The organism is Variovorax sp. J22G73, assembly GCF_030317035.1.
GTDB lineage: Bacteria > Pseudomonadota > Gammaproteobacteria > Burkholderiales > Burkholderiaceae_C > Variovorax.
In genome coordinates this window covers 1-18,553 of sequence record NZ_JASZYK010000002.1, presented here as the reverse complement: position 1 = coordinate 18,553, position 18,553 = coordinate 1, and the positions used below count along the sequence as shown (strand labels likewise).

14 protein-coding genes are annotated in these 18,553 nt (G+C 68.5%); 12 read left to right on the top strand and 2 right to left on the bottom strand.

Annotated features, from left to right (window positions below; all coding sequences use genetic code 11):
- Positions 1-106: 106 nt before the first annotated feature.
- Both QTI51_RS08030 and QTI51_RS08025 read left to right on the top strand, forming a co-directional pair.
- Positions 107-1,090 carry a LysR family transcriptional regulator gene (locus QTI51_RS08030; RefSeq protein ID WP_116907792.1) on the top strand — a complete coding sequence of 328 codons (984 nt, stop codon included), beginning with the start codon at positions 107-109 and terminating at the stop codon, positions 1,088-1,090.
- Between the two features lie 90 nt (positions 1,091-1,180).
- On the top strand, positions 1,181-2,425 hold the full coding sequence (locus QTI51_RS08025) for an MFS transporter (protein WP_286515971.1): 1,245 nt from the start codon (positions 1,181-1,183) through the stop codon (positions 2,423-2,425).
- A gap of 12 nt (positions 2,426-2,437) precedes the next feature.
- Here QTI51_RS08025 and QTI51_RS08020 read toward each other — a convergent pair whose 3' ends face one another.
- On the bottom strand, positions 2,438-3,364 hold the full coding sequence (locus tag QTI51_RS08020) for a LysR family transcriptional regulator (protein ID WP_116907794.1): 927 nt from the start codon (positions 3,362-3,364) through the stop codon (positions 2,438-2,440).
- 266 nt (positions 3,365-3,630) lie between these two features.
- Between QTI51_RS08020 and QTI51_RS08015 the strand changes: the two genes are divergently transcribed.
- The 10 genes from QTI51_RS08015 to QTI51_RS07970 all read left to right on the top strand — a co-directional run bounded on the left by QTI51_RS08015 (position 3,631) and on the right by QTI51_RS07970 (position 15,361).
- Positions 3,631-4,404 (top strand): 5-oxoprolinase subunit PxpA, encoded by a 774-nt coding sequence (locus tag QTI51_RS08015; RefSeq protein WP_207786626.1) that lies wholly within the window; start codon positions 3,631-3,633, stop codon positions 4,402-4,404.
- A gap of 51 nt (positions 4,405-4,455) precedes the next feature.
- Positions 4,456-4,704, top strand: a complete 249-nt coding sequence (locus QTI51_RS08010) for an acetyl-CoA carboxylase (RefSeq protein WP_116907796.1) — start codon at positions 4,456-4,458, stop codon at positions 4,702-4,704.
- Positions 4,705-4,707: 3 nt separating this feature from the next.
- Positions 4,708-6,114 (top strand): acetyl-CoA carboxylase biotin carboxylase subunit, encoded by a 1,407-nt coding sequence (locus QTI51_RS08005; protein ID WP_116907797.1) that lies wholly within the window; start codon positions 4,708-4,710, stop codon positions 6,112-6,114.
- Complete coding sequence (locus tag QTI51_RS08000) at positions 6,111-7,022, top strand: 5-oxoprolinase subunit B family protein (RefSeq protein WP_116907798.1); 912 nt, start codon at positions 6,111-6,113, stop codon at positions 7,020-7,022. The genes QTI51_RS08005 and QTI51_RS08000 overlap by 4 nt, the downstream gene beginning before the upstream one ends.
- Positions 7,012-7,998 (top strand): 5-oxoprolinase subunit C family protein, encoded by a 987-nt coding sequence (locus QTI51_RS07995; RefSeq protein ID WP_286515972.1) that lies wholly within the window; start codon positions 7,012-7,014, stop codon positions 7,996-7,998. The genes QTI51_RS08000 and QTI51_RS07995 overlap by 11 nt, the downstream gene beginning before the upstream one ends.
- 63 nt (positions 7,999-8,061) lie before the next feature.
- Positions 8,062-9,162 (top strand): TMAO reductase system periplasmic protein TorT, encoded by a 1,101-nt coding sequence (gene torT / locus QTI51_RS07990; RefSeq protein ID WP_116907800.1) that lies wholly within the window; start codon positions 8,062-8,064, stop codon positions 9,160-9,162.
- A 17-nt stretch (positions 9,163-9,179) separates the two neighbouring features.
- Positions 9,180-10,694 (top strand): sugar ABC transporter ATP-binding protein, encoded by a 1,515-nt coding sequence (locus QTI51_RS07985; protein ID WP_286515973.1) that lies wholly within the window; start codon positions 9,180-9,182, stop codon positions 10,692-10,694.
- Positions 10,691-11,779 carry an ABC transporter permease gene (locus QTI51_RS07980; protein ID WP_286515974.1) on the top strand — a complete coding sequence of 363 codons (1,089 nt, stop codon included), beginning with the start codon at positions 10,691-10,693 and terminating at the stop codon, positions 11,777-11,779. The genes QTI51_RS07985 and QTI51_RS07980 overlap by 4 nt, the downstream gene beginning before the upstream one ends.
- Positions 11,780-11,917: 138 nt before the next feature.
- Entirely contained in the window at positions 11,918-13,621 is a 1,704-nt protein-coding gene (locus tag QTI51_RS07975; protein ID WP_116907803.1) for a ShlB/FhaC/HecB family hemolysin secretion/activation protein, read from the top strand.
- Between the two features lie 96 nt (positions 13,622-13,717).
- Positions 13,718-15,361, top strand: coding sequence for a two-partner secretion domain-containing protein (locus tag QTI51_RS07970; RefSeq protein ID WP_165840271.1), 1,644 nt, complete (start codon positions 13,718-13,720; stop codon positions 15,359-15,361).
- A gap of 149 nt (positions 15,362-15,510) precedes the next feature.
- On the opposite strand, the gene QTI51_RS39065 is transcribed toward QTI51_RS07970, so the two are convergent.
- Positions 15,511-18,553 (bottom strand): YadA-like family protein (locus tag QTI51_RS39065; protein ID WP_286515975.1); only part of this gene is annotated, 3,043 nt, incomplete at its 5' end.

Genomic DNA, 18,553 nt, shown 5'->3' with positions numbered 1-18,553 from the left:
GTTGGGGTCGAATGGTAGAAAGCGCTCACCTTTGAGTAAAGCGACCTGCGGTCGTATCATTCATGACACCGAATCACCAATCAAACAGGACCGCGGAAGCCACCCCATGACCCTCGACGGACGCCTTCTCTCCAACGTCAGCGTGCTGGCCGCCGTGGTCGAGGGCGGCAGCTTCGCCAACGCGGCCACGGCGCTGGGCCTCACGCCCTCGGGCGTGAGCCGCTCCATCGCGCGGCTGGAGGCACGCATCGGCGTGCGGCTGTTCGACCGCACCACGCGCTCGCTGAACCTCACCGACGAGGGGCGGCTGCTGTACGCCAACATCAACCCGCTGGTGCTGGGCATCGAAGACGCCGTCACCACGGCCTCGGGCGCGTCCGGCGCGGTGCGCGGGCGCCTGCGCGTGAACACCGACGCCTTCACCTCGCGGCTGCTGCTGGCGCCGCACCTGCCGCGCTTCGTGGCGCTGTACCCCGAGCTCACGCTGGAGCTCATCGCGCGCGAGCAGCTCGGCGACCTGGTGGCCGAGGGCTTCGACATCGCGGTGCGCTTCGGCGAGCCGCCCTCCTCGTCGCTGGTGGCGCGCAAGCTGATGGACTCGCGCGTGGTCACCGTCGCCACCCCGGCCTACCTGGAGCGCCACGGCCGCCCCGCCAGGCCGGCGGACCTGGCCGCGCACGCCTGCCTGCAGGTGCGCAACCCCGTCACCGGGCAGCCGTACACCTGGGAGTTCCACCGCGGGCGCAAGCAGCTCACGGTGCCCACCACCGGGCGGCTGCTGCTGAGCGACCCCGGCACCGTGCTCACGACCACGCTCGCGGGCATCTGCGTGGCGCAGATCAAGGCGGTGGGCATCCAGCCGCAGCTCGACAGCGGCGAGCTGGTCGACCTGTTTCCCGACTGGCCCGACGAGCGCCTGCCGATCTACGCGCTGTACCCGTCGCGGCACTTGCCGGCGGCCAAGGTGCGGGCGTTCATCGACTTCGTGATGAGCGTGATCGTGCCGGGGCCCACGCCGGCTCCCGCGCGGGCCCCGAAGCCAGTGAAACCAGTGAAGCCAGCGAAGCCGAAAGCCAAACCCGCGCGCTGAGCTTGCTCGCAGGTCCGTAAACGGCCAGCGCCACGGGCTGCCGGCTCGCAAGATGAAGTCTTCGCACGCACTTCATCTCAGTTCACCCCCATGCCCGCACGCCTGCCCCGCCCCTTCGTCTTCCTCGCCTGGTCCAACCTCGCCGCGCAGTCCGCCGAACAACTGAGCCTGGCCGCCGTGCCGCTGGTCGCGGTGCTCGCGCTCGGCGCCGGGCCGGGCGACATCGGCTTTCTTGCGGCGGTGCAGACGCTGCCATTCCTGCTCGTGTCCATGCCCCTGGGGCTGCTCGCCGACCGCATGTCGCGACGGCGCCTGATGGTCGCGGCCGAAGGGTTGCGCGCGGCATCCTTGCTGGTGTTGCTGGGCATGGTGTGCACGTCGACGCTCGGCATCGGGTGGCTGGCGCTGCTGGGCTTCCTGGGCGCGGTCGGCACCGTGGGCTTCAGCGTGGCGGCGCCCGCGCTGGTGCCGGCCCTGGTGCCGCGCGAATCGCTCGCGGTGGCCAACGGTCGGCTCGAGCTGGCGCGCAGCGCGGCCTTCACGGCCGGGCCCGCGCTGGCGGGCGCCTTGGTCGCGTGGGCCGGCGCGCCGGCGGCTTTCGTGCTGGCGGCTGCGCTGTCGGTGGCGGCCGTCGGCCTGCTGCTGCGGCTGAGCGAAGCGCCGCGCGCGCCGGCGTCGGGCCGCCATCCGCTGCTGGAGGTGCGCGACGGCGCGCGCCTGGTGTGGCACAGCGAGCTGCTGCGGCCCATGCTGCTGACCGGCGCGGTCTTCAACATCTCGTGGTTCGTGCTGCAGGCCGCCTATGTGCCTTATGCGGTGCGTGCGCTGGGGCTGGGCGCGCAGGCGGTGGGCTTCACGCTGGCGATGTACGGCGCGGGCATGGTGGCCGGCGCGCTGCTGACCTCGCGCGTGGTCGCGCGGCTGCCGTTCGGCCGCGCGATCCAGGTCGGGCCCGCGGTCGCGGTGGTGGCGGCGGCGGTCATGGCGGCCACGCTCGCGGTGCCGAATGCTTCGGGGGCCGCAGGTGCCGCAGGTGCCGGGTTGGCCGCGCTGTCGTTCTTCCTGTTCGGCGCGGGGCCGATGGTCTGGGTCATCACATCGACCACGCTGCGCCAGAGCGTGGCGCCGGCCAGCATGCTGGGGCGGGTGTCGGCGGTGTTCCTGACGGTGAACACCGGCGCGCGGCCCCTGGGCGCGGCGCTGGGCGGCGTGGTCGGCGCCGCGTGGGGCGAGCCGGCCTGCCTGCTGCTGGCGCTCGCGGGCTTTGCGTTGCAGGCCGCGATCATTTTTGCTTCGCGCGTCTCGGGGCTGCGGCGGTTGCCGGTGGCGGCCTGAGCCGCGCGCCCTTCAGCCCCGGCTTCGCACCTGCCGCGCCGAGGCCGGCTCCAGGAACTGCTGGCGAAAGTACTCGCGAAACGCCGTCATCGCCGGCGAAAACTCCACGCCCTGCTTCCAGCCCAGCCCGATGTTCATCGTGGGCACCGTGTCGCGCAGGTTGATGGTCTCGATGCGCTTGCCCTCCAGCGACCAGGGCCGGTAGACCATGTCCGACAGCACCGTCACGCCCAGGCCGTTGGCCACCGTGCTGCGCACCGCCTCCACCGAGCTGGTGCGCAGGCGCACCTTGGGCTGCAGCGGCGTCTTGCTCCAGTACTTCAGCGCGGTGGCGGCGGCCTCGTCCACGGTGAGCATGATGTAGGGCTCGGCCGCCACGTCGGCCAGCGTGACCTCGGGCTTGTCCAGCAGCGGGTGCTTGGCCGGCACCCACAGCCGGCGCTGCGAGCCGAAGAAGGTTTCCAGCGTCAGCTCGCGCAGCACCACGTTCGAGGTGAGCAGCACGCCGATGTCGTAGCGCTGGGTGATCAGCCCTTCCTCGATGGCCTCGCGCGCCACCTCGTGCACCTTCACCGTGACCTGCGGGTGCAGCTGCTCGAAGCGCTGCAGGTGGTGCGGCAGAAAGTAGCCCAGCACGGTGTAGCTCGCGGCGATGGTGATGGCGCCTTCCACGTCGGCGCCTTCGTGCGGCATGCGCAGCGCCTCGTCGGCGGCGGCCAGCACCGTGTAGGCATGGCCCAGAAAGCGCCGGCCTGCCTTGGTGAGTTCGACGCCGTGGGGGTGCCGCTCGAACAGCTGCCGGCCCATCATGTCCTCCAGCTCGCGAATGGCCATGGTGACGGCCGACTGCGAGATGTTTAGCTGCTGCGCCGCGTGCGAGATGCGGCCGGCCTCGGCCACGGCCGAGAAGTACTTGAGCTGACGCAGCGTCAGGGACATGGTGCGGGTCTTTCGGGTGTTGGGGGTGTTGGGGGCGTTCGAGGGTATTCGCGAGTGCGCTGGCAACGTGCTCCCGCAGGCGCAAAGCCGATACCGCCGTGTCGCGCCCCTCCAGCGTAGCGGCCAACGCGCGCCGGCGCAGTATCTGTTTTTCAGATACCGGGCTGCCTGAAAACAATGCTTTTCAGCCGTGGGGGTGCTGACTAATCTTCGCTTCGTCCTGCACCGCCGCCCCGGCGATGCGCACCGAACAAAGGCCGCGACCCGTGAAGAAAACGCAGATCGATCTGAACTCCGACATCGGCGAAGGCTTCGGCCCCTGGACCATCGGCGACGGCGTCGACGAAGCGCTGATGCCGCTGATCACCTCGGCCAACATCGCGACCGGCTTCCACGCCGGCGACCCGAACATCATGCGCAGGATGGTCGGCCTGGCCCGCGAGCACGGCGTGGCCATCGGCGCGCACCCGGGCTTTCGCGACCTCGTGGGCTTCGGGCGCCGCCACATGCACGCGCCGGCCGACGAGCTGGTCAACGACATGGTCTACCAGCTGGGCGCGCTGCGCGAGTTTGCACGGCTCGAGGGCCTGCGGCTGCAGCACATCAAGCCGCATGGGGCGCTGTACATGCATGCGGCGCGCGACGAGGCGCTGTCGCGCGCGCTGGTCACGGCGCTGCGGCAGATCGAGCCCACGCTGCGCCTGTTTTGCATGGAGGCCTCCGTCACCTGCCGGGTCGCGCGCGAGCTGGGGCAGCCGGTGGTGCGCGAGTTCTACGCCGACCGCGACTACGACCTGAGCGGCGCCATTGTCTTCACGCGCCGCGTCGGCGCGCTCGATGCGGAAGCCGTCGCGGCCAAGGTGGTGCGCGCCTGCACCGAGGGCGTGGTGCGCACGGTCGAGGGCGAGGACGTGGCCATCGGCTTCGACTCGGTCTGCATCCACAGCGACACGCCCGGCGCGCTGGCGCTGGTGCGCACCACGCGGGCCGCGCTGGCCGGGCACGGCATTCGCGTGGCGGGCCTGCCCGCGCTGGGCTGAGCCTCTTTTTCTTGTTCTTGTTTCCGTTGTTGTTGTTCCAGGAGTGCACCGATGTCCGCTACCCATGAAGTCCTGAGCCCCTTGCCGGGCACCTTCTACCGCCGCTCGGCGCCCGACGCGCCGCTGTTCAAGTCCGAAGGCGACATGGTGGCCGTGGGCGACGTGCTGGGCCTGGTCGAGGTGATGAAGCAGTTCAGCGAAGTCACGGCCGACGCGGCCGGCCGGCTGGTGCGCTTCGGCGTGGAGAACGCCGAGCCGGTCGATCCGGGCCAGGTGCTCGCCGTCATCGAGACCGCCTGAGCCATGGCTGCCGCATTCGACAAGTTGCTCGTCGCCAACCGCGGCGAGATCGCGGTGCGCATCGTGCGCGCCGCCAGGGAACTGGGCCTGAAGACCGTGGCCGTGTACAGCGACGCCGACGCGCAAGGGCTGGCCGTGAAGATGGCCGACGAGGCGGTGCGCATCGGCCCGGCCCACGCGAGCAAGAGCTACCTGGACATCGACGCCATCCTGCAGGCGGCAGCCACGAGCGGTGCCGGCGCGGTGCACCCCGGCTACGGCTTCCTGTCGGAAAACGCCGCCTTCGCCGAGCGCGTCGAAGCCGCGGGGCTGGTCTTTGTCGGCCCCACGCCGCACGCCATTCGCACCATGGGCGACAAGGCCGCCGCGCGCGCCGCCGCCATGAAGGCCGGCGTGCCCACGGTGCCCGGCAGCGCCGGCGTGGTGAGCGACCCCGACGTGGCCGTGGAGGTGGCGAAGGACATCGGCTACCCGATCATGATCAAGGCCTCCGCCGGTGGCGGCGGGCGCGGCATCCGGGTGGCGCACGGCGAGGCCGAGCTGCGGCAGCAGTTCGCCACGGCCACGGCCGAAGCGCTGGCCGCCTTCGGCAACGGCGAGGTGTACCTGGAGCGCTTCATTCGCCGGGCGCGCCATATCGAGGTGCAGATACTGGGCGACGGCCAGCGCGTGGTGCACTGCTTCGAGCGCGAATGCTCGCTGCAGCGCCGCCGCCAGAAGGTGTGGGAAGAAGCGCCTTCGGCCGCCATCAGCGCGGCCACGCGCGCCGCGCTGTGCGACTCGGCGCTGCGCCTGGCCCATGCCGTGGCCTACCGCGGGGCGGGCACGCTGGAGTACCTGTACGACGACGACACGCACGAGTTCTTCTTCATCGAGATGAACACGCGCATCCAGGTCGAGCACCCGGTCACCGAGATGGTCACCGGCATCGACCTGGTGAAAGAAATGCTGCGCATCGCGCTGGGCCAGCCGTTGCGGCTGAAGCAGGAAGACATCCGGCTCACCGGCGCGGCGATAGAAGTGCGCATCAACGCCGAGAACGCGGCGAAGAACTTCATGCCCAGCCCGGGCAAGGTGCATCAGTTGGTGGTGCCGGGCGGGCCGGGCGTGCGCTTCGACACCATGCTGTACCCCGGCTACACGGTGCCGGCTTACTACGACTCGCTGCTGGGCAAGCTCATCGTGCACGACAGCGACCGCGCCAGCGCGCTGGCCCGCATGCGCCGCGCGCTGGGCGAGCTGCAGGTCGAAGGCATCCACACGACCATCGCACTGCACCGCGCGCTGTGCGACGACGCGAACGTTGCCAAGGCCGCCTTCCACACCGGCTTCCTGGAGCCCTGGCTCGCGGAGAACCCGCTGGTGGATGTCGCGCCCCTGGCTGCTCCAGCTCTGAAAGTCACCGCATGACCACTGCCACCACCCTGCCCGCCCAGGCCCGCTACAGCTTCGGCGGCGACGAGCACCTGTTCGTCGAGATCAGCGAGGAGATGTCGCTGCCCGCCTTCTTCAAGGGCATGGCCATCTGCAACGCGCTGCGCCGCCGCGTGGAGGCGGGCGAGCTCGCCGGCGTGACCGAGATCTGCCCCGCCAACGCCGCCTACCTGGTGCGCTTCGACCCCGACAGGATCGTGCCCGACGTGCTGCTCCATGCGCTGAAGGAGATCGAGGCCGGCCTGGGCGATGCCGACCGGCAACTGCAGACCCGCATCGTGGAGATTCCGGTGCTCTACAACGACCCGTGGACGCACGAGACGCTCATGCGCTTTCGCGAGCGTCACCAGGACCCGGCCAGCACCGACATCGAATACGCCGCGCGCATCAACGGCCACGCCTCGGTCGACGCCTTCATCGCCGCGCACTCGGGTGCGCCGTGGTTCGTGTCGATGGTCGGCTTCGTGGCGGGGCTGCCCTTTCTCTTCCAGATGGTGGAGCGCCAGCGGCAGATCGAGGTGCCCAAGTACCTCAGCCCGCGCACCGACACACCCCGGCTCACGCTGGGACACGGCGGCTGCTTCAGCTGCATCTACTCGGTGCGCGGCGCGGGCGGCTACCAGATGTTCGGCGTCACGCCCGCGCCCATCTTCGACCCGGCGCAGCGCCTGTCGTACCTGAAGGAGCTGATGGTGTTCTTCCGCCCCGGCGACATCGTGAAGTGGAAGCCCATCGACCGCGCCGAGTACGACCGCCAGGTCGCGCAGGTGGAGGCCGGCACGTACACGCTGCGCATCGAACCCGTGTCGTTCTCGCTCGACGAATTCCTGGCCGACCCCGACGGCTACAACCGACAGTTGCTGAAGGTGCTCCATGGCCATTGAAGTGATCAAGCCCGGCCTTGCGACCAGCGTGCAGGACGCGGGCCGCCCCGGCTACTACCACCTGGGCATTCCGCTGTCGGGCGCGCTCGACCAGCAGGCGCTGGTGCTGGCCAACCTGCTGGTGGGCAACGACGAGGGCGCGGCGGCAATGGAAACCACGCTGCTCGGGCCCGAACTGCGCTTCGACGCGCCGGCCATCGTGGCCGTCACGGGCGCCGAGGCCAGGGCGAAGCTCAATGGGCAGGAGGCGCCGCGCAACGCATCGTTCGCGGTGCAGGCCGGCGATGTGCTCGCCTTCGACTTCATGAAGCTGGGCGCGCGCATGTGCATTGCCGTGGCGGGCGGCATCGACGTGCCGGTGGTGCTCGGCAGCCGCTCCACCTACGGCCTGGGCGCCTTCGGCGGCTTCAACGGCCGCAAGCTGCTGGCCGGAGACCGGCTGCCCGTCGGCACGCCATCGCCGCGCGCCAGGGCCGGCCGCGCCGCGCCCGCCGAACTGCTGCCGGTGCTCGCGAAGGAAGTCGCGCTGCGCGTGCTGCCGGGCATCTACTTTCATCGGCTGCAGAAAGAATCGGTGCACAGCTTCTTCGCCGACGCCTGGAGCGTGGGCTCCGAGGCCGACCGCATCGGGTACCGCTACAAGAACGGCACGCCGCTGAAGTTCCTGGAGCGCAAGCCGCCTTTCGGCGCGGGTGCCGACCCGTCGAACATCGTGGACGCGGGCTACCCCTACGGGTCGATCCAGGTGCCGGGCGGGCGCGAGCCGATCATCCTGCACCGCGACGCGGTCTCGGGTGGCGGCTACGCCATGGTGGGCACGGTGATCAGCGCAGACATGGACCTCATCGCGCAGATGCAGCCCAACCACAAGGCGCGCTTCGTCGAGGTCGACATGGCGCAGGCGCTGGAAGCCCGCGCCGAGCGACGACAGCGCATCGCGCGCCTTCGTGAGGCGCTCGCGGCGCTCCCTAACTAGCCGCGCGCCTTTCGCCTTTTTTCGCCTTTTCCTTTTTCTGTTGTTGCCACCTAGGAGTTCTTCATGAACAGCTCGCTCCTGCGCGTTTCACGCGTGTCACGCATTTCACTGCTCGCCAGTTCGCTCGCCGCCGCCCTGCTCTGGCACGCCAGTGCCTCGGCGGCCGACTGGTTCCCCTACAAGGCCGAGGCCACCGAGCCCGCCTTCTCCGCCGAGGGCACGAAGAAGCCTATCGACTACACGCCGCTGGCCAAGGCCTCGAAGAAGTGGGACATCTGCGTGTCGTTCCCGCACATGAAGGACGCCTACTGGCTGGGCGTGGACTACGGCGTCATCGAAGAGGCCAGGCGCCAGGGCGTGAAGCTGCAGGTGGCCGACGCGGGCGGCTACACCAACCTGGGCAAGCAGGTCTCGCAGATCGAAGACTGCGTGGCGCGCGGCGCCAACGCGGTGATCATCGGCGCGATTTCGGGCGACGGGCTCAACAACGTCATCAAGGCCGCGGCAGCGAAGAAGGTGCCGGTGATCGACCTGGTGAACGGCATCAACTCCCCCGACCTGTCGGCCAAGTCGCTGGTGTCGTTCTACACGATGGGGCATTCCACCGGCGAGTACCTCGCGAAGAAGCATCCGGCCGGCTCGCCCGCGGTCAAGGTCGGCTGGTTCCCGGGCCCGGCCGGCGCGGGCTGGGTCGAGGCCGCGCACAAGGGCTTCATGGACGCGGTGAAGGGCAGCGCCGTGGTGATGCTCGACCCCAAGTACGGCGACACCGGCAAGGAAGCGCAGAGCAAGCTGGTCGAAGACGTGCTGCAGGGCAATCCCGACCTGGCCTACGTGGCCGGCACGGCCGTGACCGCCGAGGCCGCCACCGGCCTACTGCGCTCGCGCGGCCTCGACAAGAAGGTGCAGGTGCTGTCCTTCTACATGACACCGGGCGTGTACGAGGGCATTCAAAAGGGCCGCATCGTCGCCTCCCCGGCCGACTCCATGGTGGTGCAGGGCCGCATCGCGGTCGACCAGGCCGTGCGCCTGCTCGAGAACAAGGAGCTGGTGAAGCACGTGGGCCCGAAGATCTTCGTGGTCGACAGCGGCAACATCAAGAGCGTGAAGCTCGACGACATCCTGCCGCCGCCGGGCTTCAAGCCGGTGTTCGAGGTCAAGTAGCCAAGGCGGGCGGGCCCATGCCTTCATCGTCTCAGCCGCTGCTCCAGACCAGCGGGCTCGGCAAGCGCTACCCGGGCGTGATCGCGCTCGACGGCGTCGACTTCGACCTGCGCGCGGGCGAAGTGCACGTGCTGTTCGGCGAGAACGGCGCGGGCAAGTCGACGCTGATCTCGCTGCTGGCCGGCGCCAACGTGCCTTCGGCCGGGGAGATCCGCATGCACGGCGCGCCGGTGAAGTTGTCGAGCGTGCACGAGGCGCGGCGCCACGGCATCAGCGCGGTGTTTCAGGAGTTCTCGCTCATTCCCACGCTGTCGGTGGCGCAGAACCTGAGCCTGGGCGAGGAGCCGTGCAAGGCCGGCCTGCTCGACCGCGGCGCGCTGCGTGAGCGCGCCCGCGCGATGCTGGCCGACCTGGGCTTCGACATCGACTGCGACGCACCCGTGGCGGGCCTGTCGCGCGCGCAGCAGCAGATGGTGGAAATTGCCAAGGGCCTGCGCGGCGAGGTGTCGGTGCTGATCCTCGACGAGCCGACCGCCTCGCTCACCGACACCGAAACACAGCGCCTGTTCGCGCTGGTCGCGCGGCTGAAGGCGCGCGGCGTGGGCATCGTCTACATCTCGCACCGCATGCAGGAAATTGCGCAGATCGCCGACCGCATCACGGTGCTGCGCGACGGGCGCAAGGTGACCACCGTGCAAGCGCGCGAGACCGGCGCCGACCGGCTGATCGAACTGATGAGCGGGCGCGCCGTCGAGCAGGTCTATCCGCGCATCGCGTCCAGCCCCGGCGAGGTGGTGCTGCAGATCGACGGGCTCAGCTCGCCCAACGGCGTGCGCCGTGCGACCCTGGTGGTGCGGCGCGGCGAGGTGGTCGGGCTGGCGGGGCTGGTGGGCTGCGGCAAGTCGGAGCTGTTCCGTGCCGTGTACGGGCTGGACGCGGTCAGCGAAGGCCGCGTGCTGTTCAAGGGCCAGCCGCGCACCGGCGCCACGGTGCGCCGGCTGCTCGACGAGGGCATGTTCTACCTGCCGCCCGACCGCAAGGGCGAGGGGCTGGTGCTGGGCTTTGCCTCGCGCGCCAACATCGTGCTGCCGCTGGTGCACGGGCCGCTGCGCGGGCATGGTGGCTGGCTGCGCAGGCGCCTGGGTCGCAAGCTCTCGGCGGCAGCGGCCGAGCGCGTGGAACTGGCCCCGCGCAACCTCGACCGCCCGGTGGGCCTGCTGTCGGGCGGCAACCAGCAGAAGGTGCTGTTCGGCAAGGGCATGACGCGCGACGCCGCGCTCTACGTGTTCGACGAACCCACGGTGGGCGTGGACATCGGCACGCGCGCCGCGCTGTACCAGGTGATTCGCAAGCTCTGCGAGGGCGGCGCGGCGGTGGTGGTCATTTCGTCGGACCTGCCCGAGGTGCTGCACCTGAGCCACCGCCTGTACGTGATGTGCCGCGGCGAGATCGCCGGCGAGCTGCGGGGCGACGCCATCCAGGAGACCGCCGTGCTCAACCTGTTCTTCGGTTCCAGCGAAAGAGACCCATGACCGCGCCCTCCTCCCTGCCTTCGTCCATGCCTTCCTCGATGCCTTCCTCGATGCCTTCAGCCTCGCCTTTGTCCGCTCCACCCGGCCTGGGCGCACGCGTGCTCGGCATGCTGCGCAACCTGTTCCTGCGCCTGGGCGTGCTGCCCTTCATGCTGGTGATCGCCATCGTGGTGTTCAGCACCCTGTCCGACCAGTTCCTCACCGTGCAGAACATGGTCAACCTGCTGCGCCAGTCGGTCTACCTGGTGCTGGTGTCTATGGGCCAGATGCTGGCGCTGGTCACGGGCGGCTTCGACCTGTCGGTGGGCACGGTGATGGCCATCGCCTCGGTGGTGTCGGCGCTGGCCATGCAGGCCCTGGGCGCGGCGCTGCCCGATGCGACCTGGGTCGTGGTGATCGCCGGTTGCGCGTGCGGGTTGCTCGCGGGGCTCACGGTGGGCCTGGTCAACGGCATCGGCGTGGCCGTGGTCGGCGTGTCGCCCTTCATCGTGACGCTGGGCGTGCAGTCCATCGGCTTCGGCCTGGCGCTGTACCTTACCGGCGGCGTGCCGGTGTCGGGCCTGCCGGCCGGCTTCAGCGACCTGTTCGGCTTCGGCACGCTGCTGGGGGTACCGGTGCCTGTGTGGGTCACGGCCGTGTGCGTCGCGGGCATGGCCGTGCTCATGGGCCGCATGCCCACGGGCACGCACCTGCTGGCCGTGGGCGGCAACGCCAAGGCCGCGGCGCTCTCGGGCATCGACACGCGCCGCGTGCTGCTGACGGCCTACCTGCTGTGCGCCGGGCTGGCGGCCGTGAGCGGCCTGCTGCTCACCGCGCGCGTCGAGACCGGCGAGGCCAACCTGGGCGGCACGGTGGCGCTGGAGTCCATCGCCGCCTGCGTGATCGCGGGCGTGAGCCTGCGCGGCGGCATCGGCCGCGTGCCCAACGTGGTGATGGGCGCGATCTTCATCGGGCTGGTGCAGAACGGCATGAACCTGGCTAGCGTGGGCTCGTACCTGCAGATGGTGGTGCTGGGCGTGCTGCTGATCGTGGCCGTGGTGGCCGACCAGCTGCGCCATCGCATGGTGGCGCCGACAGGGCATTGAGCTGCAAATGAAAACAAAGGAGGCTAGCTAACACAACCCCACGTTCCCGGCAAAAAACAAAAGCCGAATCAGCCCTCTCCTAGCCGTCGAAAAGTCGAACTGAACTTCAATCGCCGTTTGGCTACGGCATGGAACAGTTTGAATCGAACAAGAAGAAAAACGGCGGCGCGCGCCTCGCTCCACGCGGCGGTCTGCCTGCTGTTCGCGCTGAAGGCCGCCGCACAAACCGCATCGCCCGATGCGTCGGCGCACAACGAACAGCGGCTGCGGCTGCAACTCGACGAAGCCAGGGCGCGCGTGGCCGAGCGGCCCGACCTGTTGACCCGCACGCAAGCCGGCGCCGCCTCGCCGACCGTATTCCCCGCCGAAACGCCCTGCTTCCTGATTTCGTCCATCGAATGGCGCGGCGCCGCGTCTTTTCCGTGGCTGCCCGGCCGCGTCGCCATCGAAGGCCATTGCCTCGGCGCGCAAGGGCTGCGGGTGGCCCGCACGGCCATTGCACGGGCGCTGCTCGACGGGGGCTACATGACCACGCAGGTCGTCGTGCCGGAACAGGATCTGTCGACGGGTCGCCTGCTCATCGAGATCGTCGCGGGCCGCATCGGCCAGATCCGCGACACCGAAGGCCGCATCGGATCGCCCGCCACGGTGCTGCCGGCCACGGCAGGCGATTTGCTGAACGTGCGCGACCTGGACCAGGCGCTTGAAAATATCCGCCGCCTGCCGGGCCAACGCACCACGGCGTTTGACCTGCTGCCGGGCGCCGAGGCCGGCCAGAGCGACATCGTGTTCAGGCACCCCGCCGACGCCGCGCGCGTGCACGGCGTGTTGACCGCCGACAACGCGGGTGTCGATGCGTCGGGCCGCAACCAGTTGGGGGCCGTGGTTTCCATCGACTCGCCGCTGCACTTGCACGACCAGCTGATCGCCACCTTCAGCGGCGACGCGCCCTTTCGCAGGCGCACGCGAGGCTCGACGGCAAGGAGCATTGCGTGGAACGTGCCCATCGGGTACGCGTCGGTCTCCGTCGGTGCCAGCGAGTGGGCCGCGCGGCAGCGCATCGAAGACCCTGAGGGAACGTATCCCTATGCCTCGCGCACGCGCCGCTTCGAGATGGGCATGGCCTATGTGCCATATCGCTCGGGCCACAGCAAGGGCACGCTCAGGCTCTCGCTGTTTCGCCGGCAGGAGAACGGCTGGTTCGACGGCAAGGCGCTCGATGTTCAGCGGCGCGACACCACGGGCTTCGACCTCGCGTTCAGCCATCTCGAGAAGTTCGACGACGCCTTGTTCGAATTCGGCGTCGGCCTGCGTGGCAGCCTGCCCGGCGAGAGCCGGTTTCCTGGCCATGTGCAAGACCACCCGGACTGGAACGGGCGCTACCGCGTCGCCACGGCGCGGGCCTCCGCGGACCTGCCGTTCGAGGCAGGCGGGCAAAGATTCGGCTACCGCGGCAGCCTGCTGCTGCAGCACGCGCCCACGCCGCTGCCTTCGTCCGAATACCTGCAGCTGGGAGGCCGCGAGAGCGTGCGCGGCTTCGACGGCAACACGACGTTGTTCGCGCCCGGCGGATGGCTGTGGCGCAACGAAGTGGCCATGCCGATACCGGTAGCGGCGTCCACGTCGGGTTTCGGCGAGGCCTACGCGGCGCTGGACACCGGCGCCGTGTCGGGCGGCGGCACGCCGCGCCACGCGCGCCGCCTGGCCGGCGCCGCCGTGGGCTTGCGGGGCAACCAGGGGCGCGTCGGCTACGACTTTTCAGTGGGAACACCCGTTACCAAACCGGAGGTACTGAAGAGCCGCAAGCCGTTCCTGAACTTTCTTTTAACCACCAGCTTTTGAACCTTGCGATCGCGCCCGCGCCGGGCGTGGCCATCGGTTCATCGGCATTCGATGCAAGGGCAAACCAGGCAGCGCCACACCCACACCGCTCTATCAATGCAGGTCGCCTTTGTTGCCGCCTGCCTTCTGTCTTCACTCCTCAAGGGAATCATGAAAAAAAACAAACACCGAATCGCAGCCCTCGCCTCTCTGCTGCTCTCGTCGACGGCAGCATTCGCGCAACTCACGCCTGCCGCCGGACCAAGCCAGGCGACACTTTCCGCCCCTGGCAACAAGACCCCCATCGTCAACATCGTGGCGCCGAACGCCGCGGGCGTATCGCACAACCGGTTCACCGACTACAACGTCGGCGCGCAGGGCCTCATCCTGAACAACAGCGCCGCGGGCTTGAGCACCAAGCTCGGCGGCGATATCGCAGGCAACCCTGCGCTGCGCGGCGGCGCCGCGAAGGTCATCCTCAACGAGGTGATCGGCTCGAAGGCATCGCTGCTGGGCGGCGCGACTGAAATCGCCGGGCAGCGCGCGCGGCTGGTGCTGGTCAACCCGAATGGCATCAGCGTCAAGGGCGCGAGCTTCGTCAACGTGTCGCGCGCCACGCTGACCACCGGCAAGCCGGTGTTCGACGCCAGCGGCAACATCACCCGCATCGACACCGCCAAGGGCAAGATCGACGGGCAAGGCCTGGACGCCAGCACGGTCGACCAGGTCGACCTGATTGCCTACGCGGTCGAAGTCTCCGGCTTGCAGAGCAAGCGGCAGGCGAGCATCGTCACGGGCGCAGCCAATACGGACATCGACCTGAGCAAGAACACGTCGAACAGCGTGAGCAGCACCATCGTGCTGGACGCGTCGAACCTCGGCGGCATGTATTCGAGCGGCATCTCGCTGGTGGGCAACGGCCAGGGCGTGGGCGTGAACGTCGGCGGTACCGCGAAGGCGTTGACGGGCAGCCTGGAGGTTTCGCCGCAAGGCGGCGTCACGCACGGGCCTTCGGCGGCCAAGCCCGAGCGGATGGATGTGGCAAAGCTGAGAGCAGAGATGGTGCAGGAACGCGCGCGGCAGGAAGCGGAAAAGGAACGCGCTAAACAGCAGGCGGAGAAACAGGCGGCGATAGATCGCGCTCAGCACGTGGCAACAGTAACAGCTCAGCTACGGGCGGACGTGGAGAACCCTGAGCAGGCGGCACAAAGACGCGCTCAGCAACAGGCGGCGGAGGTAGCAATGTTGGCACGCAGGCGCCAGGAAGCACGGGAGGCAGCTCAGAAGAAGGACGAGCAGGCATTGCAGGCGCGTTCGCGCGAGGACGATGCGCGGCGCCAGGAGCAAACAGCCGCCTTCGAACGCAGCCGCCAGCTCGCTGCGACGCAAGCACAGGAGGAGCAACAAAAGCCGAAAACGGCGCAGGAAGAAGCCAGGAGCAAGCAGGAGCAGCGCGCCCGGGTGCATACCGCGGCTCGGCTGACCGGTGAGGACGTGGTCAATTTCAACGACGGATTCACTGCTTTGTCGTATTCGCCGAGCTCCGGCATGCTCAGCTTCAGCAACGGGACTCACTCGACACTCACGTCTGTCGGCAAATTCGGCGAAGGGCCAAACCACGGCAAATTCATCGTCTTGAACCCTCGCAGTTCGAGCAGAGATCCGTCCCTCCATGGCCTCGACCTCATCATCAACGGAAGCCCCTACGCAGTGCCTGGCATGGCTTGGTGGGTGAACAGCCGGACACCCCCTATTTTCTGAACTGAGGCCAAGCCGAAGACCATGCGGCTCACCTGAACTAGCTGGACACCGCCACTGAAGCCTTCGGCGTCGGCGCCACCACCAGCTGTTGCTGGAGCCCTCCGCCCCCTTCAAGGGTGCCGCGCTCATGCGTGGCACCCTTTTTTCTTTCACCATTCGTACCCGATGCCCAAGCCCAGGTTGAAGCGCTGCGCGCTGATGCCGCCGTTGACCTTGTAGACCCAGTTGCCGCTTTCCGAGCGGCGCGAATAGCCGATGGCCAGCGCGCTGTAGCCCGAGAAGTAGCCCACGCCCACCGACAGCAGGTTCTTGCCCGGTGTCATCGCCTGCGGCAGCGAACTCATGGCCGTGGCCATGGCCACGCCCGAGTACGCGATGCGCGCCACGTCGCGCACCTGGCCCTGCAACTGGTTCTGCACGCCCGCCACCTGGCCGACGGTGGCCGCGTCGTTGGGCAGCACGCCCGGCGCCACGTTCGACAGCCGCGTGCCGTTGGGCGCCTGGCCGTTGCCCAGCGTCACCTGGTTGTAGTTGATGGAGCCGTCGGGGTTGGTGGCGTACTGCACGCCGCCCGCGGCCACCGCGTTTGCCGTGGCCTTGAGCTGCGCGACGTTGGTGGCGTCGCTGTCGGCGGTGCCCGCGGCCACGCCCGTGATCTGGCGGAACTGCCCGCTGCCGGCGTCGCCCACCGACACCGCCGCTTGCGTGCTGTTGGTCGCGCGAATGGCCGCGGCCTGCTGCGGCGTGGCGCTGCCCGGCACATAGCCGGCCACGCCGGCGGCCGTGGACGCCACCGAGTTCGCGCCCAGCGCCACGCCGCCGGTCTGCTGCACCACCGCGCCGAAGCCGATGGCCGTGCCCTGCGCGATGGCGCCCGCCTTGCTCAGCGGCGTGCCGCCCGCGTCGGCGTTGTCGCCCAGCGCCACGCCGCCGCCGCCCGCGCGTGCATTGGCACCGATCGCCTGCGAGCCCGTGGCCAGCGCGCCCGTGCCGATCGCGATCGCGTTGGCGCCCGTGGCCTGCGCGCCGAAGCCCACCGCCACCGTGCCGTCGGCCGTCGCCTTCGCGCCGTTGCCGGCCGCGAACGCGTTTGCCCCGCTCGCCATCGACTGCGGCCCGATCGCCACCGCCTCCGCCCCGCTGGCCGTGGCGTCGCCCGCGGTCGAGTTGGCATGGAAGTACTTGGTGCCCGTGTCGTTGATGTTGTTGATCGTCGTGCTCAGGTTGCTCACGTTGCTGTTGGCCGTGCTCACCCCGGTCGACAGGCTGTTGTAGCCCGTGGTCGCGCCGATGACGCTGGTCGACAGGCTGCTGAGGCTGCTGTTGGTGCTGCTGAGCCCGCTCGACAGGCTGGAGATGCCGCTGTTCGCCGTGCTGAGCCCGCTCGACGTCGAGGTCGACAGGCTGCTGACGTTGCTGTTGGTGGTGCTGAGGCCTGTCGACAGGCTGCTGATGTTGCTGGTCGTGGCGCTCAGCCCGGTGGAGAGGCTGCTGACCGTGCTGTTGGTGGTGCTGAGCCCGGTCGACAGGCTGCCGATGCTGCTGCTCGTGGTGCTCAGGCCGGTGGAAAGGCTGCTGACCGTGCTGTTCGTCGTGCTGAGGCCGGTGGAGAGGCTGCCGACCGTGCTGTTGGTGGTGCTGAGCCCGGTCGACAAACTTCCCACGCTGCTGTTCGTGGTGCTCAGTCCGGTCGACAGGCTGGTGATGTTGCTCGTCGCGGTGCTCAGCCCGGTCGAGGTGGAAGTCGACAGGCTGCTCAGGCTGCTGTTCGTGGTGCCCAGGCCGGTCGACAGGCTGGCGATGCCGCTTGCCGCGGTGCTGAGGCCTGTGGAGGTGGAGGCGGAGAGGCTGCCGATGCTGCTTGTTGCGGTGCTGAGGCCTGTCGATGTGGAGGTGGAAAGGCTGTCTACGTTGCTGTTGGTTGTGCTGAGGCCTGTGGAAAGGCTCGTTATTCCGCTCGTTGCGGTGCTCAGTCCTGTCGATGTGGAGGTCGACAAGCTGTCGACGTTGCTGTTTGTCGTGCTCAGGCCTGTCGACAGGCTCGCGATCCCACTGGTCGCCGTGCTCAAGCCGGTTGAGGTTGAAGTCGACAAGCTGTCTACGGTGCTGTTCGTGGAGCTCAGCCCGGTGGACAGACTCGTGATCCCGCTGGCCGCCGTGCTCAAACCAGTCGATGTCGAGGTCGACAAGCTGTCTATGCTGCTTGTTGCGGTGCTCAGGCCTGTTGAAGTCGATGTAGACAGACTGTCCACAGTGCTGTTCGTGGTGCTCAAGCCGGTCGACAGGCTGCTGATGCCGCTTGTCGCCGTGCTCAACCCAGATGACAGGCTCGCGATTCCGCTGGTGGCTGTGCTCAAGCCCGTGGAAGTGGAAGTAGACAAGCTGTCTACGTTGCTGTTCGTGGTGCTGAGGCCAGTCGACAAGCTGGTGATGCCGATGGTCGCGGTACTCAGGCCGGACGACAGGCTCGCGATTCCGCTTGTGGCTGTGCTGAGCCCCGTCGATGTCGAAGTAGACAAGCTGTCGATGCTGCTCGTTGCAGTGCTCAAGCCCGTTGAAGTGGAAGTCGACAGACTGTCCACGTTGCTGTTCGTCGTGCTCAAGCCGGTGGACAGGCTGCTGATGCCGCTTGTCGCAGTGCTCAAGCCGGACGACAGGCTCGCGATTCCGCTTGTGGCTGTGCTCAAGCCCGTAGAAGTGGAGGTCGACAAACTGTCGATGTTGCTGTTCGTGGTACTCAAGCCCGTCGACAGGCTGGTGATTCCACTGGTCGCCGTGCTGAGGCCTGTCGATGTCGAGGTCGACAAGCTGTCCACGTTGCTGTTCGTCGTGCTCAAGCCGGTCGATAGGCTGCTGATGCCGCTCGTCGCAGTGCTCAACCCGGACGAAAGGCTTGCGATCCCGCTCGTTGCCGTGCTCAAGCCCGTGGACGTTGAAGTCGACAAACTGTCGACGTTGCTGTTCGTGGTACTCAAGCCCGTCGACAGGCTGGTGATTCCACTGGTTGCTGTGCTGAGGCCTGTCGATGTCGAAGTCGACAAGCTGTCCACGTTGCTGTTCGTCGTACTCAAGCCGGTCGACAGGCTGCTGATGCCGCTCGTCGCAGTGCTCAACCCGGACGAAAGGCTTGCGATCCCGCTCGTTGCCGTGCTCAAGCCCGTGGACGTTGAAGTCGACAAACTGTCGACGTTG